Source organism: Rickettsia endosymbiont of Pantilius tunicatus (genome assembly GCF_964291875.1).
GTDB lineage: Bacteria > Pseudomonadota > Alphaproteobacteria > Rickettsiales > Rickettsiaceae > Rickettsia.
The window spans coordinates 1,202,356-1,216,864 of record NZ_OZ198175.1; the positions used below are offsets into that span (position 1 = coordinate 1,202,356).

A 14,509-nucleotide genomic window follows, 5' to 3' on the forward strand; every position below is an offset into this window, starting at 1 on the left:
CTACAAATTATCTAATATTATTGTATATTAGGTATTAACAGAATTTTAATATTATATCAATAGCTTGACATGATCATAAATAAGAAATTTATAAAAAGGATTTTATTATGAAATATTTAGTAATTTTATTTACCGCTTTTGCTTTAATTGGTTGTGCTAATCAAAAAACCACCAAGTCAAAAGAAGTAGTGCAAGCTGATGGAGACCCAAGCTATGCTATTATGAGAACAGTCAACGATACTAATAGAAATATTGCTAGTACTGTTTCAACATTACCAAATCCAGCTCCTAGATAATGCTTACTATTATCTCATCCGCTAAAACTCTTAATTTTGAGCCGATAGCTTTTAAAGGGGAGTTAACCTCCCCTTTTTTTTCAGAGATAACAAATCAACTACTTGCTATAGTTAAAAATTATTCTGAAGCTCAGCTATCTAAAACTATGGATATAAGTGAGAAATTGGCACATTTAAATAAAGAAAGATTTCAGAATTTTGAGAAGCAAGATGGCAAAGCAGCCATTTTTGCTTATGCAGGTGATGTTTTTAACAACATACAATCAGAAAATTTAAGTGAAGATGCAGTAAATTTTTTACAATCGCATTTGCTTATCATATCGGGACTATATGGAGCTTTAAAGCCGTTCGATGCTATCAAACCTTATAGGCTTGAGATGGCAACAAAGCTAAATGAAATAAATGACTTAAGTAAATTTTGGCAAGATGAGATAACAAACTATATTAATCAGACACTTGAGCATCATAAACATAAATATTTGCTCAATCTTGCATCACAGGAATATTCATCTGTGATAAATCAGGATAAGTTAAAATATCCTATAATTAATATTTATTTTAAAGAAAATAGAAATGGTAAGTTAGCAACTATTGGAATAAATGCCAAAAAAGCTCGTGGAAATATGGTAAATGTTATTGCCAATAATTTAATCGACTCCCCTGAATTACTTAAAGAATTTTCATATCTAGATTATAAATATAACTCTAAAGATTCATCAAATAATGATTTGGTGTTTGTGAAATAAGGATCTTTTCCGTCATTGCAAGCGAATGAAATGAGCATGGCAATAAGTTAGCATTTTTTATACTTTCTTGCTTCGTCAATTACTTCGTAATTTCCTTAGCTCAGACGGAAAAAATGATTCACTAGGGCAATGCAACAATCATCAATAAGTTTCGTGAAATATTTTCTCTAATTCTTCTAAACTTTGTTCTATTCTTTCAATATCTTTTTCTGTTATTGGATTTTCTAATAAATGTGCGATTTCGTCTCTTAGCTTATTTACTTCTTTTTCAACAAAGGCTAATACGATTTCATAATTAGATTTTTTATTTTGATTTGACACTTGATGCCTCCCGATTAATTAAAACCACCGAAGAGTAAAATTCATGGTGGTTTATGTATTTAATAAGTATCTAAAATGATGCATAGTTTTAGATATTGTAAGGAGGTAACGATGGTGGTCAGGTTATTAATATAATTATAATTAATGAACCGTGCCCCGATATGTTACTCCTTACTTCCTTTGGTTCCGAACAATCAATAGAGCAAGGGGTTATTCACTTGATCTTAATGGTTGATCGTGAATAACCCCTTAGCTCGTACATAGAACAGGAGAGAAAACATGACAAAGAATATTTTTATAGGTATAGATGTATCTGAGGGGCACCGTCAAGTTAAGAGAGATGTAAATTAAGTATTGAGCAAATGCATGGAATAATTTATAGAATAGCAGTAACCATTTATCTCTAAATTTCACCATTATGCGTATTACTCAAGCTCCGAAGAGACATCGTTTTCCAGCAAGCATCATTAGCCATGCAGTATGGTTATATCATCGTTTTAATAGTAGCTACCGAGATGTTCAAGAACAGATGGCATATCGAGGTATTATTTTGAGTCATGAAACAGTAAGATTTTGGTGCAATAAATTTGCAGTTTATTTTCAAGATGTTATCAGAAAGAGAGAGCGGAAGCCAACTGATAAATGGCATTTAGATAAAATGAACATTAAGATTAAAGGTGAAGTATTCATACTATGGAGGGCTGTTGACTCTGAGGGACATGAATTAGAAGTATTGCTACAGAAGCGACGCAACAAGAAATCAGCTATTCGCTTTTTATTAAGATTATTGGGCAATTACCCAGCTCCAAGAGTAATTGTTACTGATAAGCTCAAGAGTTACATTAAACTGATTAAGCTTATGTGTCCTAGGACTAAACATCGAACTAATAAGAGATTAAATAATCGCGTTGAGAATGCACATCAACCAACTAGGCGAAAAGAGAAGATATTGATTAAATTTAAGCATCCTAATGCAGCACAATGTACATTATCACTGATGGGAAAAGTTAGAAATATATTTGCCGTAAATGTTGGAAGATATACTAAAACAGCACCTTACCAAAGAATTGCATTTGCATCCGCTAAATCCATTTGGGATGAAGCTACTCAAAGACTTCTTGCTGCCTGAAATCTAAAAATATTACTCTTTTTGACACTATGTTACTTAACTTGACGATGCCTTTTTAACCTTTCAATTTCCATTATATTTTTGTACAATCTAAGTGATTTAAAACAATATTATAATTTTTAAGTTGTGAATATAAAGCAATATTTAAATTATTTTTAATATATTCAAATTCAGAGTTTTTCTTGATATCAATATTGAATCTAATATAGAAAGTTAAGCCGTTATTATCTACTTTTGTTAAAAATACACTCGCTTCTTCATTAGGAATTATAAAATCTAATTTGCCGATTGATGTTTTAAGTTTATCCATCAAATTTTCAGGATTAAGTTTAGTTTCGCTACTCGGGAATGTTATTTCTACTTGATATTTTACTATATCATTGTCTAGAGTCCAATTTGTTACATTATTTAAAATAATTTCACTACTAGGAATAAGGATAGAATGATTAGTAGTAGTCTTTAGAATAATACATCTAATCCCTATTGTTTTTACTTTTCCAATTACACCTTTTATTTCAATTATATCTCCCACTTTAATCGGTTGCTCGATCATTATAATAATTCCACTAATAAAATTGGTGATTAACGTTTGTGTGCCAAATCCTAATCCGAATGCTAATGCTCCTCCTAAAATAGCTAAACTTTCCATAGGAATATTGGCTAAAGACATAGCAATAATTATATATAAAATACGTATTGAATATATAATTAGCTTACTTATAATACTTGCACTAGTATTATTACCCTTAAATTTATGATTTACAAAGTTATTAACAGATCTCGATAAGCGTTCTGAATATTTAATGCCCAACAATAAAACTAGTATGAAAATACAAATATTGCTTACTGTAATTTGGTTATTAGCAATAGGAAATAATTCATATTTCCATAAAGTAAGAAATTTTTGAGTAACTAATTCAATCCCTTCTTCAATCTGATACATATTAATTCCTTTATAATAATGATATGTAAATAATATAATAAATTTAAAATATATCAAAAATATAAACTTAACTTAGAAAGCCCATTGATTGATAAGTTGCTTTTGAGTAACACCTAATTTAATAAAGCTTGAAAGAAAAGTTGTATTGTATAGTTTCAATCAATAAGGTTGATACATGAAATTTTACGAGTCTCGATTGTGCTCACGTATTTTTATACGCTCCGCAATCTCGCTCGTAAATTTAATGCCTAAACATTATTGCTTTTTGCTATAGCTTTTGTAAAGATTATAACATTAACTTTAAAATATGGACTTAATTCCTAAAAAGTGATACTATTTAGGAGTATATTCCTAATTAGTAAGAAAAAATGTATAAAAGATATTTGAAATTAAGCTTAGATAAAAAGCAGACAGCTTTTTTATGGGGAGCAAGAAAAACAGGTAAATCCACTTATTTAAAAGAGTTATATCCAAACTCCATATATTACGATTTATTAAAAACAGATTTACAGCTAAAATATTTAAAAAGCCCATCAAATTTTCGGGAAGAAATATTAGGATTTGAAAAAGATAAGCTTGCTTTACCGATTATAATAGATGAGATACAAAAAGTACCTGCATTACTTGATGAAATACATTGGCTTATAGAGAATACAGATTGCTATTTTATTTTATGTGGTTCAAGCATAAAAAAATTAAGAGTTGCTGGTACAAATTTATTGGGAGGCAGAGCGATAAAATATAATTTTTATCCATTAGTATATCATGAAATAAAAGAGGATTTTAATTTACTCAAGATATTTAATAATGGTTTAATCCCGTCACATTTTATTAGTAATAATCCTCGTAAATTGTTAAAAGCGTATGTGGAAGATTATTTAACGAATGAAATCAGAGTTGAAGGGCTAGTACGAAATATAGCGGCTTTCGGTAGATTTATGGATAGTATAGCTTTTTCTCATGGTGAGTTATTAAACTATTCTAATATAGCACGTGATTGTAGTATAGATGCAAAAACAGTTAAGGAATATTATCAAATACTTGTTGATACTTTAGTGGGGTATTTGCTTTATCCATATAGCAAAAAAGTTAGCAGAGAAATTATATCCTCCGTTCCAAAATTTTATTTTTTTGATGTTGGGGTTGCAAATAATATTACCCAGCATCAATTCGATAGTACAAAAGGGCAAGAAGCAGGAAAAGCCTTAGAACATTATATATTTACAGAATTGAAAGCTTATATAGGTTTGAATGATCTGGAATATCGTATAAATTATTGGCGTACTAAAACAGGTCTAGAGGTTGATTTTATAATTAGTACAGTTCATGGTAATAAGATTTTACCAATTGAAGTAAAAATCTCAGAAAATGTACATAATAGTGAGTTTCGAGGTATTAAATCTTTTATGGAAGAGCATCAAGTTAATAAAGGTTACATAGTATGCTTAGAAGAAAGGCTAAGGAAGATAAAATCAGGAACACAAGAAATAGATATAATACCTCTGCAACAATTTTTGGAAAAATTATGGAATCACGAAATTATTTTTTAAAGTTGTAGATCCATCATCCTATTGTGGTATTGTTGCATGACTCATTTGTCATTCCAGGTTCTGTGGAAATAGGATAGAAATCATGCCGCAATACTACTTTTAGCTAAGAATGAAGTAAAATAGAAGCTGTCCGGTTATTATTTTTTCATAGCAGTTATAAATTAATTTTGAAGTTTATACTTCCTAAATGTGATATAAATTTATTTGCTTTAGTTCCATTATAATTTATTCCTATCTCAGTTGATTTTGTTTTAAAGCTTAATTTTGCCCCATAACTAAAACTTAAAGGTAATTTCCTAATATATATAGGTAATATAGCTTAATGCGATAAGATAGTGACTTAGAGTATGAGTTAGATTATACTAAATGAAAAACTTATGGCAAAGGCATATTCATACGATTTAAGAATACGAGTAATAAAAAGTTTAACAGATGGTAAAACAATAAAAGAGACTTCTGAGATATACTCTATTAGTAGGAAGACTATAATAGAATGGAAAAAATTAAAGAAACAAACCGGCGATATCAAAGCAAAAAGTGGTTATCATACAGGACATCGTAGAATAATAAGAGACATAGAAGGATTTAAAAAATTTATAGAATTAAATTTTGATAAAACCACCATGGAACTAGCTAACAACTGGAGTCAAAAAGTATCTGCAAGTACGATATCAAGATTGCTTAATAAATTAGGTTATAGTTATAAAAAAAACTTTTCTTCATCCCAAAAGAGATGTTGGTCTAAGGAATGAGTTTATATTGAAACTAAAAACTATAGACAAACAAGATTTAGTATTTATCGATGAATCTGGGATAGAAGATAATAGCTGTAGAGAACACGGGTGGAGCATTATCGGTCAAAGATGTTATGGTGAAAGGGTCTATCAACATAAATCACGGATTAGTATGATTGCTGGGGTGTCTGCCAAAGATATTATTGCCCCAATAATATTTGATGGGACATGTAATAAGGACATTTTTGAAACTTATGTACAAGAGATATTGATCAAAGAGTTAAAGCCTGGTCAGATAGTAGTAATGGATAATATTAATTTTCATAAAAGTACAAAAGTGAAAACGTTAATTGAATCTGTTGGTTGCAGTATTTTATTTTTACCAACTTACTCTCCTGATTTAAATCCTATTGAGCATTACTGGTTTAAAATCAAGAACGAAATAAGAAAAACTGTTTATAATTTTGAGCACTTTTTTGATGCGGTTTACTATGCTCTTGAAAAAGTCACTACCTTATCGCATTAAGCTATACTATATTATCTATAATATTTGTTTGAGCACTCGGTATTTTTGACTTAATATTTTTATGGGCAAAAGCATATATTTCAGGAGTAATAATTACTGATTTTAGTGTATTTGGATTTGCTAATTTTACCCCTAAGATACCTTCAATCGTCCGCTCTTTAACACTTGCTATTGATAAATTATCTTCTAAATATGATACTTCTCTAATTTTGCTATATTTAAGTCCTAACATAGGTTTAATATGCGTAGTACTAAATAACTTATAGTTAGAGCCAAGCATTACTTGTATAGTACTAGTGTAGGCTTTGTGAGTATTTTTTATTTGATTAAAGTTAATTATATCACTAATTCCATATATTCCAATTATACTTGTAAAGATGTTTTGGTTTGAAGGTGTATATAGTCCATATAATGAGTAGTAATTACTTCTAACTGTAGTTTTATATCTTGGAAAATTAAATTTTGTTTCTACTCTAGTAAAATTTGCTCCAAGTTGTAAAGAATCTTTTAAGTGTGCATCATGCCCTATTATTGTGCCTTTACTTGTACTATGATATCTACTTATTTCTTTTGTTTCTTTTTGAGTTGCTTTGCCTATAAATGGATTAATATAAAATCCATAAATTTGCTCTTCATCTCCTGCGGCTAATGCTGCAAAACTTCTTGTTAATGAATTTAATCTATTATCAATATTAGATATTAAAATATCGGTATTATTAACCACTCTACGTGGTGCAAATTCTGTGGTTGTAGAATCTTTCGTTGATGTTAAGCTATTGTTAGAATAATTTACTAAATTATTTTCAAAATTTTCTTCAGTATTATTATTTATTTTGCTTTCATCCCTTAGATTATAATTATCAGCTAATTCATTTTTAGCTAAATTATCTATATTTTCGTTTAAACTGTTATCTGCATCAAAATTATGCTGGGTCAATTCAATTATTTCGTTATAATTTGACTTTAATTCTTCAGCATTTAAGGCTGTGGTGGAATTATTATCTGGTATATCTTGCTTAAGTAAATTATCTGCTTCATTTTGGGTATTGGAGCTTTCTTCTAATATTTTGCTAATATTTTGAGGGGAAGGATAATATGACAGAGCGTGTAAAACTAAATCATCAAGTGTACTATCATCTATAGGATCATTATCATCCCCTACAAAATCATTATCGTCAAATACAAGATCAGTATCGTCCCATACAAAATCATTGAAATTATTACTTTCTATAGTTGGGGTTGTTGTATGTGGAGATGCTTTGATTTGAATGGCTTTGTTGCATAAATAAGATTTGTAGAGAAAGAGTGGTGATAATCTGGTAAGATGCCCTGAATTAAAAATGATCCAGATTATATGAGTTCTCGGAAGAAAGCCCCTTTTAGTAAATTACGCAAATATTCTAAATATAAAATAACGAATTGATTAGAATATAATAATTTTTTACGCAATAGGGGTCGCATAGATTTTATGATTGCCAGTGATTTGGCTACTGTCTGGTATGCTGATCACAGAGAGGAAATGAAACGAGGGAGGCCTAGACGCTATAGTGATCACGCTATATTACAGTGTTTGAAGATCAGATGCTTATTCGGTCTTAAGTTACGCCAAACCCAAGGCTTGATAAACTGGCTCTTTGAAATATCGGGTTTATCCATTAGATGCCCAGACCACACAACATTAAGTAAGCGTATGAAGTCATTAGATCTTAGGTACTTACATGGAAATCAAGATAAAGAATTTAGTTATATTGCAATGGATAGTACAGGGATACAAACCTACACAGGGAACGAATGGCTAGAAAATAAGCATGGTAAGCAATATAAGCGTCGCATATGGAAAAAGCTACATATCGTTATAGAAGACCAAGGTATGATACTTGCCGATAGTACCACAGAGCATACTATAGATGATAGATCACAGATTGGACTACTAACAGCTAATGTCAGAGCCAAGGACTTTCTGGGAGATCGAGGGTACGACGGTGAATCTACATATCAATTGTTGAGGAAGAAGAAGATAAAACCAGTTATTAGACCTCCAAACTCTTCAGTAAAAGTTCAATCGCTTAGGGATAAAACTGAGAGAGATGAAGCCGTTATATATCAACAAAACAAAGGATACCAAGCATGGAGGGTAAAGAATAATTATGGTAGAAGGGAGCGTGTAGAGAACACGTTCTTTCGATTTAAAAGAGTCTTCCCAATTAAGTGTGCAAACTTTTTCAAAGGACTAGATTCTATCTTCAAATTTTATTAAAAAATGAGCCATAGCCGCATTCCAATTTGGCATAGGCATTGACCATTTTTTGGTCATGTAATCAATTGCTAAATATAAGCTTTTAAAAACAGCATTAGTTGTATAAATTATTTTCCTTATTTCTTCTGGATATCCTAAGAAAATCATTAAATTATCCCAGTGAACGTACCAAGATTTAGCAATTTGATGATATTGTTTATAATAGTTGAGATTTTATCTTACATTTAGTAAAATAAATTAATTATTAAATGGAGATAAGAAATGAACTTAAATCAAAAAATAATAAAGCCAAAATTAGGATTACTAGAACTCGCTAAGAGTCTTGGTAGCATATCATCAGCATGTAAAGCGATGGGCTATAGCAGAGATAGTTATTACAGATTTAAAGAACTGTATGAAACTGGTGGTGAAGAAGCGTTGTATGAGATTAGCTGGAAGAAGCCAATAATAGCCAATAGAGTTGATCCAGCGATAGAGAAGGCAGTAATGGATATGGCAATAGAATATCCAGCATATGGTCAGCTAAGAGTATCAAATGAGCTTAAGAAGAGCGGTATACTTGTATCACCTGGAGGAGTGAGATCAATTTGGTTACGTAATGATTTAAACAATATCAATAAAAGGCTTAAAGCATTAGAAGCAAGGATGGCTCAGGATGGTATTGTACTTACTGAATCTCAGTTACAAGTACTAGAGAAACGACGTAGCGAAAAAGAAGCCCATGGCGAGATTGAGACACAGCATCCAGGTTATCTAGGATGCCAAGATACATATTATGTAGGAAATTTTAAGGGTATAGGTAAGGTTTATTCTCAGGTATTTATTGATAGCTATAGCAGAGTAGCTGATGCTAAACTATATACTGATAAAACAGCTTTAACTGCTGCTGATATGCTTAATGACCGCGTGTTACCATGGTATGAAACTCAAGGCATACAATACTTCGTATTCTGACAGATCGCGGGTCAGAATATAAGGGAAATATAGAGCATCATGCTTTTGAATTATTTCTAAGTATCGAAGGTATAGAACATACTATTACTAAAGCATATTCTCCTCAAACAAATGGTATGTGTGAACGTTTTAATAAAACTATGACACAAGAATTCTTTGATACAGCTATGCGGAAAAGGATCTACACTGATCTTGATGATTTACAATTAGATCTTGATATTTGGTTAGAGCATTTCAATAATGAGCGACCACATTCAGGAAAATATTGTTATGGTAAAACGCCTATGCAAACTTTTAAGGATAGTAAGAAATTAGCTATTGAAAAGAACAATGAAATCTTATATCTTGAATACTCATCTGACAGTCATAATTTATCAGATATTCAGATATAATTTTTATAGTGTCTGTAAGATCAAATCTTGACTTCTACATCGCTACATGCTATCAGTATGTCTTGCATACCTCTATTTTTCATCTCAGTAAAATTACCAAGCCAAAATTTAGCTCCTTCATTCTCGCTGATCCACAATCCTAAAATATCTTTCCGTCCTTCTAAATCAACGCCTAAGGCAACATATACTGATTTATTGATAATACGTTTATCTTGACGCACTTTTACTATTAAACAATCAAAAAATACTATAGCATATACTGGATCTAATGGACGGCTCTGCCATAGCTTAACATCCTCTATTATATCATCTGTGATCCCGCTAATTAAACTCTTGCTTACATCAGCTCCATATAACTCCTGAAGCTGTAATTTTATATCTGATAAACTCATACCTTTAGCATACAAAGATAGTACTTTATCATCAAAACCATCAAGTCTTCTTTGACGCTTTGCTACCAATGATGGTTCAAAGCTACTATTTCTATCTCTTGGTACCTCAATCTCAACAGCACCATTCTTTGTAATTAGATTCTTTGTATTATAACCATTACGTGAATTCTGGGCAGCACTTTGATTATACTTGCTATATCCTAAATGATTATTCATCTCAGACTGTAAAGCTCTCTCTACAAGACGCTTGGTCAGTTCTTTTAATAAATCATCCTACGCAAATAAAGTTGATACATCTGTATCATTATTGATCAATAAATCTATCGCTTGATCCATTGCAGCATTTTGTTTCTCTGTCATTGTAATTTCTCTTTTTGTTATATTTTCTTTTATATAACCTTTGGGAAATTTACACACTTATTTGGACAGAGCCTGGAAATCCAGAAATAAAAAGCAATATTTTTCTAATCTATATAAAACTACTATCACCACATGACCCTGAAATGCTAATATCGTCAGCTATATTTTGGTGGTCGATTATTGCATTAATCTCATCTTCTAAATCTAGAATATTCCCTTTTGTAATTTTATTTTTACTTAAAAGGTCTTGTAGGTTATTTGTTACCTGTTCTATATCGACTGTATTAATTAGAAGTTTAGCTTTACATGCAATGTTCTGCTATTTTAGTTTTATCATTAACATTAATAGTAGCATTATTAGATATTTTATCGTTTAAGTCATTCGTTAACTTTTGAAATTTATCATCCGTTTTTTCTATATTTTTATTTCGCTGTAAATATTTCTCAATTATATCTTTATTCTGCTGATCTATGTTATTTTGCTCTAAATCTATATATGGTAAATTAAGTTGAAGTTTGCGTATTAAAGAATTGAATTAAAGCATTATATAATTGATCAAATTGAGTAATTGTAGCTTTAATCCATCGCTTCATATTGGTCCAAAATTTCTCTATTGGATTTAGATCAGGGGAGTAAGGTGGTAAGAATATTATCCTACAACCTACTGATTCTATTAGTTCTTTGGTCCTTTGAGACTTATGGAAAGCAGCGTTATCCATCACTACAACTTGTCCAGGTTTTAGCTCTTTTATTAAAAATTCTCCAACCCAACTTTCAAATAATTGTCTATTACATGTTCCATTAAATATCATCGGTGCTATACACTCTTTATTAACATAACCAGCTATGATATTTGTTCTGTTGTAATATTTACCGCTTTTTTTACCAATAAGTTTTTCGCTTTTTTTGCCCCATCCTCTATCTTTGCAGATATTTATCTCAATACCACTTTCATCAATATATACAAGATGTTCTATTGGTGTATCTTTTATGACCTCTTGGTACTTATCTCGCTTTTCTTGACTTGCTTCCAAGTAGGAAAAGTCTTTTTTTTATAGCTAAAACCTAGTTGCTTTAACCAATAATACGCACCCACAGAACTCATATTAAAATACGTACCCATTTCTAATAATGTGAAATTAGGATTAGAACTCACGTACAACTCAACATCTTGACTTGTTACCCGTCCTTTTTTGCCTCCTATTCTTCTTGCTAAATAATGTCCTTCGGACTTATATCTCTTATACCAATTCCTTACTGTGTTTGCTGCTATTTCAAATCTTATCGCAGTGCTATTGCAGCTATTACCTCTTTCTACATATCCTATAACTCTTTTTCTAAAATCTTGACTATATGATCTTGGCATTTTCCTTTATATATATCATCCCTATACTCAAACCTCAACTTAATTTACTATATGTAATGGTAGTATTTTCTTTTAAAGCTTCAATAATTGCGTTTATCCCTACAGTCCCTATATAATTTGCACTAAGGCAAAGGTGAGTAAGAGTTTTAAGTTGTAAAACTTCAGCTAGTATTGATATTTTTTGATTACCTAAGTCACATCCATTAAAATCAAGCTTTTTTAGTTGTGTACTTGCTTTTAGAGCTTCAGTAATAATTTTTATACCTTGGTCACTTATAGTGCTGCCCATAAAATCGATAGTGGTAATTGTCTTGTTAGTTTTTAATTTATCTGCAACCAATTGAGCAAAATCGTCTGTTATTATTTGATAGCAAAGACTGACAGAAATAGGATCGTGGAAAAAGTTATTTACTGTTTTGGCAAATTCGTTATTTTCTAAAAGTATTTGTTTTTGGTTAGTTTCCAATAAATCACATATATTTTTAAAACCTCTTTGCTTAACCATACTTTGCTGTATGACCTTCAAAAAGTCCATATTTAACAACACATTAATAGCCTGCTCTGACATTTTAGGAATTAATGCTTCACAAACCTTGTCTAATCCTTTCTATGCAACCGCAGTTAAAGATGTCCAGCCATCATTATTAACCTGATTAATAGCCTGTTCGGTTATTTTAGGAATAAGTAACTCGCAAACACTACTTAAGCTTTTAACAACAGCATAAGTTGAAGCTATATCGCTGTTGTTATTAACCTTATTAATAGCTTGATCTGACATTTTAGGAATTAACGCCTCACAAACTTTTTCGTGACCATTTATAGCAGCCAAAGTTAAAGCTGTATCACCGTATTTATCAATATAATTAATAGCTTGGTTTGTCATTTTAGGAATTATTGCCTCACAAACACTACTTAAGCCTTTACTTGCAGCCCTAGTTAAAGCTGTCTCGCCGTAATTATTAACCTTATTAATAGCCTGATCTGTCATTTTAGGAATTAATGCTTCACAAACCTTTTCTAAGCCATGAATAGCAGCAAAAGTTAAAGCTGTATTGCCATCATTAGTAACCTGATTAATAGTCTGATCTGTCATTTTACGAATTAAAGCCTTACAAACCTTTTCTAATCCCCCAAATGCAGCCGCAGTTAAAGATGTCCAGCCGTCATTATCAACTTTGCTTAACTCTATAATATTCATTTCAGCAATTAATCTTTGTGCTTCTGCTTCATTTCCAGCTTTTATAGCTTATATTAATTTTTCGTGCTTAGTTTGAAACCATCTAAACATAATTATACTCTTATCAAATTCTATAATTTTTAATATTTTATTAAAAATGAGCTATGGAAAGAATCATAATGAAGAGTTTTAACAAAGCAATAGAAATTTAATCAAAGATATAAATTAATGGTTTAAGAGTAATTTGTGAAATATAAGGATTAATATAGGATGGCAGAAAATAATAGGAATTTTAATAAATAGCAATATTTACTATTTATAATTTAACAAATTAGTTTGATTATTTTAAATTGTTAAAATTATAGAGCTTGCTTTCTCTCGCTTAATACTGGATCTAGTTCCCAAACTACGGAGGCATTACCTACGTAGATTGCTACAAGGTGACAGAGAGAAAGGATCCACGCAGCTTTATGCAAGGAATAGCATATAATCTACTTACCAACAAAACTTAAATCCGTTGACTTTTTCAGATAGTTAGGTATAAATTTTAACTGAAATAGCAGTAATGCTATTTTGGGGCTTCAAAACCTCTTGCGATTATGGCACATGCATCAGCCATTATTATGATGCAATCCTCAGCACTTATGGTTGGGGATGACTATAGGCATGTCCAGAGCTTAAGGTACTACCTTAAGCTTAAAACCTATTGTGAGCTGTTAGTCGCGGTTTTTTTGAACTCCCCAACCACCAAAAGCTATATTCATTGGTGGTTATAACTTAAATCAATTAAGTTATAACTGGGAGCAATAATATGCTAAATCAAATTAACCATACCTCTAAAGCCATACTCCTTTTATTACCTCCTTATAATACAAAAAGCGAAAAAATCTGCCATGATACAAATTTAAGCTGCAAAAAATCAAATCTTACCTTGATAAAAATTATCAAAGCTAAGAACTATTACGACTACAAAGCGTTTGTTACGTTAATTTACACTGTAATTAAACATCCAGATAAACCCATTATTGTCATAATAGATGAAGATATACTTAATACTGTTGAAAATACGATAATGTGGGCTGTGCTCGGTACTTTAATTACCGCAAAGCTAATTATTGTTGCGACATATGAAAGAGATCAATCAAATATAAAGTTGATTGAATTAACAAAAGATGAAAACAGATTCTTAGAATTTTCTGCTTATTGTTTTAAAACTTATTATTATATTAATTGGGAAAAGAAAATAAAAAAGATAAAAGCTAATGCTCGAAAAAATAATAGCTCTATTATTAGAGCTAAAGAATTAAAACTATCGGAGTAATAACTTTTTTAGATGCGTACAGATTTTTTAGAAAATACTAAAAA

17 protein-coding genes and 1 pseudogene are annotated in these 14,509 nt (G+C 30.7%); 8 read left to right on the forward strand and 10 right to left on the reverse strand.

Features of this window, described 5'->3' with window-relative positions:
* Positions 1-104: 104 nt before the first annotated feature.
* Both ACICQC_RS07015 and ACICQC_RS07020 read left to right on the forward strand, forming a co-directional pair.
* Complete coding sequence (locus ACICQC_RS07015) at positions 105-296, forward strand: hypothetical protein (protein ID WP_395477681.1); 192 nt, start codon at positions 105-107, stop codon at positions 294-296.
* Positions 296-1,042 (forward strand): YaaA family protein, encoded by a 747-nt coding sequence (locus ACICQC_RS07020; protein WP_395476492.1) that lies wholly within the window; start codon positions 296-298, stop codon positions 1,040-1,042. The genes ACICQC_RS07015 and ACICQC_RS07020 overlap by 1 nt, the downstream gene beginning before the upstream one ends.
* A 141-nt stretch (positions 1,043-1,183) precedes the next feature.
* Here ACICQC_RS07020 and ACICQC_RS07025 read toward each other — a convergent pair whose 3' ends face one another.
* Positions 1,184-1,363 carry a hypothetical protein gene (locus ACICQC_RS07025; RefSeq protein ID WP_395476493.1) on the reverse strand — a complete coding sequence of 60 codons (180 nt, stop codon included), beginning with the start codon at positions 1,361-1,363 and terminating at the stop codon, positions 1,184-1,186.
* 418 nt (positions 1,364-1,781) lie between these two features.
* On the opposite strand from ACICQC_RS07025, the gene ACICQC_RS07030 reads away from it, so the two are divergent.
* Positions 1,782-2,492: an IS6 family transposase gene (locus tag ACICQC_RS07030; protein WP_395476494.1), complete on the forward strand. Its 711-nt coding sequence runs from the start codon at positions 1,782-1,784 to the stop codon at positions 2,490-2,492.
* Between the two features lie 73 nt (positions 2,493-2,565).
* On the opposite strand, the gene ACICQC_RS07035 is transcribed toward ACICQC_RS07030, so the two are convergent.
* Positions 2,566-3,435 carry a mechanosensitive ion channel family protein gene (locus ACICQC_RS07035; RefSeq protein ID WP_395476495.1) on the reverse strand — a complete coding sequence of 290 codons (870 nt, stop codon included), beginning with the start codon at positions 3,433-3,435 and terminating at the stop codon, positions 2,566-2,568.
* Positions 3,436-3,818: 383 nt separating this feature from the next.
* On the opposite strand from ACICQC_RS07035, the gene ACICQC_RS07040 reads away from it, so the two are divergent.
* A complete protein-coding gene (locus ACICQC_RS07040) occupies positions 3,819-4,985 on the forward strand; it encodes an ATP-binding protein (protein ID WP_395476496.1) in 1,167 nt (388 codons plus the stop codon).
* Between the two features lie 377 nt (positions 4,986-5,362).
* A protein-coding gene (locus ACICQC_RS07045) for an IS630 family transposase (RefSeq protein ID WP_395476497.1) occupies positions 5,363-6,245 on the forward strand; the annotation gives its coding sequence in 2 pieces (ribosomal slippage) (positions 5,363-5,689 and positions 5,691-6,245; 882 coding nt in all).
* 1 nt (position 6,246) lies between these two features.
* Here ACICQC_RS07045 and ACICQC_RS07050 read toward each other — a convergent pair.
* Complete coding sequence (locus ACICQC_RS07050; RefSeq protein ID WP_395476498.1) at positions 6,247-7,182, reverse strand: autotransporter outer membrane beta-barrel domain-containing protein; 936 nt, start codon at positions 7,180-7,182, stop codon at positions 6,247-6,249.
* A gap of 531 nt (positions 7,183-7,713) precedes the next feature.
* Here ACICQC_RS07050 and ACICQC_RS07055 point away from each other — a divergent pair.
* Complete coding sequence (locus ACICQC_RS07055) at positions 7,714-8,502, forward strand: IS5 family transposase (RefSeq protein ID WP_395476499.1); 789 nt, start codon at positions 7,714-7,716, stop codon at positions 8,500-8,502.
* On the opposite strand, the gene ACICQC_RS07060 is transcribed toward ACICQC_RS07055, so the two are convergent.
* Positions 8,476-8,685 (reverse strand): hypothetical protein, encoded by a 210-nt coding sequence (locus ACICQC_RS07060; protein ID WP_395477682.1) that lies wholly within the window; start codon positions 8,683-8,685, stop codon positions 8,476-8,478. The genes ACICQC_RS07055 and ACICQC_RS07060 overlap by 27 nt on opposite strands.
* 78 nt (positions 8,686-8,763) lie before the next feature.
* Between ACICQC_RS07060 and ACICQC_RS07065 the strand changes: the two are divergent.
* A pseudogene (locus tag ACICQC_RS07065) lies at positions 8,764-9,848 on the forward strand (IS481 family transposase).
* A 20-nt stretch (positions 9,849-9,868) separates the two neighbouring features.
* Here the strand turns inward: ACICQC_RS07065 and ACICQC_RS07070 are convergent.
* The 6 genes from ACICQC_RS07070 to ACICQC_RS07095 all read right to left on the reverse strand — a co-directional run bounded on the left by ACICQC_RS07070 (position 9,869) and on the right by ACICQC_RS07095 (position 13,165).
* The gene (locus ACICQC_RS07070; RefSeq protein WP_395476500.1) at positions 9,869-10,456 is read right to left on the reverse strand and encodes an IS256 family transposase; all 588 of its coding nucleotides are present in this window, start codon (positions 10,454-10,456) and stop codon (positions 9,869-9,871) included.
* Positions 10,457-10,513: 57 nt separating this feature from the next.
* Complete coding sequence (locus ACICQC_RS07075; protein WP_395476501.1) at positions 10,514-10,657, reverse strand: hypothetical protein; 144 nt, start codon at positions 10,655-10,657, stop codon at positions 10,514-10,516.
* 447 nt (positions 10,658-11,104) lie between these two features.
* Positions 11,105-11,635, reverse strand: a complete 531-nt coding sequence (locus ACICQC_RS07080; RefSeq protein WP_395476334.1) for an IS630 family transposase — start codon at positions 11,633-11,635, stop codon at positions 11,105-11,107.
* Positions 11,590-11,967 (reverse strand): IS630 transposase-related protein, encoded by a 378-nt coding sequence (locus ACICQC_RS07085; RefSeq protein ID WP_395476240.1) that lies wholly within the window; start codon positions 11,965-11,967, stop codon positions 11,590-11,592. Before ACICQC_RS07085 ends, ACICQC_RS07080 begins: the two co-directional genes overlap by 46 nt.
* A gap of 34 nt (positions 11,968-12,001) precedes the next feature.
* The gene (locus tag ACICQC_RS07090) at positions 12,002-12,472 is read right to left on the reverse strand and encodes a hypothetical protein (RefSeq protein ID WP_395476502.1); all 471 of its coding nucleotides are present in this window, start codon (positions 12,470-12,472) and stop codon (positions 12,002-12,004) included.
* A gap of 102 nt (positions 12,473-12,574) precedes the next feature.
* Entirely contained in the window at positions 12,575-13,165 is a 591-nt protein-coding gene (locus tag ACICQC_RS07095) for an ankyrin repeat domain-containing protein (protein WP_395476503.1), read from the reverse strand.
* Between the two features lie 790 nt (positions 13,166-13,955).
* Between ACICQC_RS07095 and ACICQC_RS07100 the strand changes: the two genes are divergently transcribed.
* The gene (locus tag ACICQC_RS07100) at positions 13,956-14,465 is read left to right on the forward strand and encodes a hypothetical protein (protein WP_395476504.1); all 510 of its coding nucleotides are present in this window, start codon (positions 13,956-13,958) and stop codon (positions 14,463-14,465) included.
* The last annotated feature ends 44 nt before the right edge of the window (positions 14,466-14,509 follow it).

Coding starts and splice junctions, on each gene's coding strand:
- ACICQC_RS07100 (WP_395476504.1), top strand. CDS start 13,956: ATGCTAAATCAAATTAACCATACCTCTAAAGCCATACTCCTTTTATTA.
- ACICQC_RS07020 (WP_395476492.1), top strand. CDS start 296: ATGCTTACTATTATCTCATCCGCTAAAACTCTTAATTTTGAGCCGATA.
- ACICQC_RS07035 (WP_395476495.1), bottom strand. CDS start 3,435: ATGTATCAGATTGAAGAAGGGATTGAATTAGTTACTCAAAAATTTCTT.
- ACICQC_RS07090 (WP_395476502.1), bottom strand. CDS start 12,472: ATGGTTAAGCAAAGAGGTTTTAAAAATATATGTGATTTATTGGAAACT.
- ACICQC_RS07030 (WP_395476494.1), top strand. CDS start 1,782: ATGCGTATTACTCAAGCTCCGAAGAGACATCGTTTTCCAGCAAGCATC.
- ACICQC_RS07070 (WP_395476500.1), bottom strand. CDS start 10,456: ATGAATAATCATTTAGGATATAGCAAGTATAATCAAAGTGCTGCCCAG.
- ACICQC_RS07085 (WP_395476240.1), bottom strand. CDS start 11,967: ATGCCAAGATCATATAGTCAAGATTTTAGAAAAAGAGTTATAGGATAT.
- ACICQC_RS07095 (WP_395476503.1), bottom strand. CDS start 13,165: ATGAATATTATAGAGTTAAGCAAAGTTGATAATGACGGCTGGACATCT.
- ACICQC_RS07055 (WP_395476499.1), top strand. CDS start 7,714: ATGATTGCCAGTGATTTGGCTACTGTCTGGTATGCTGATCACAGAGAG.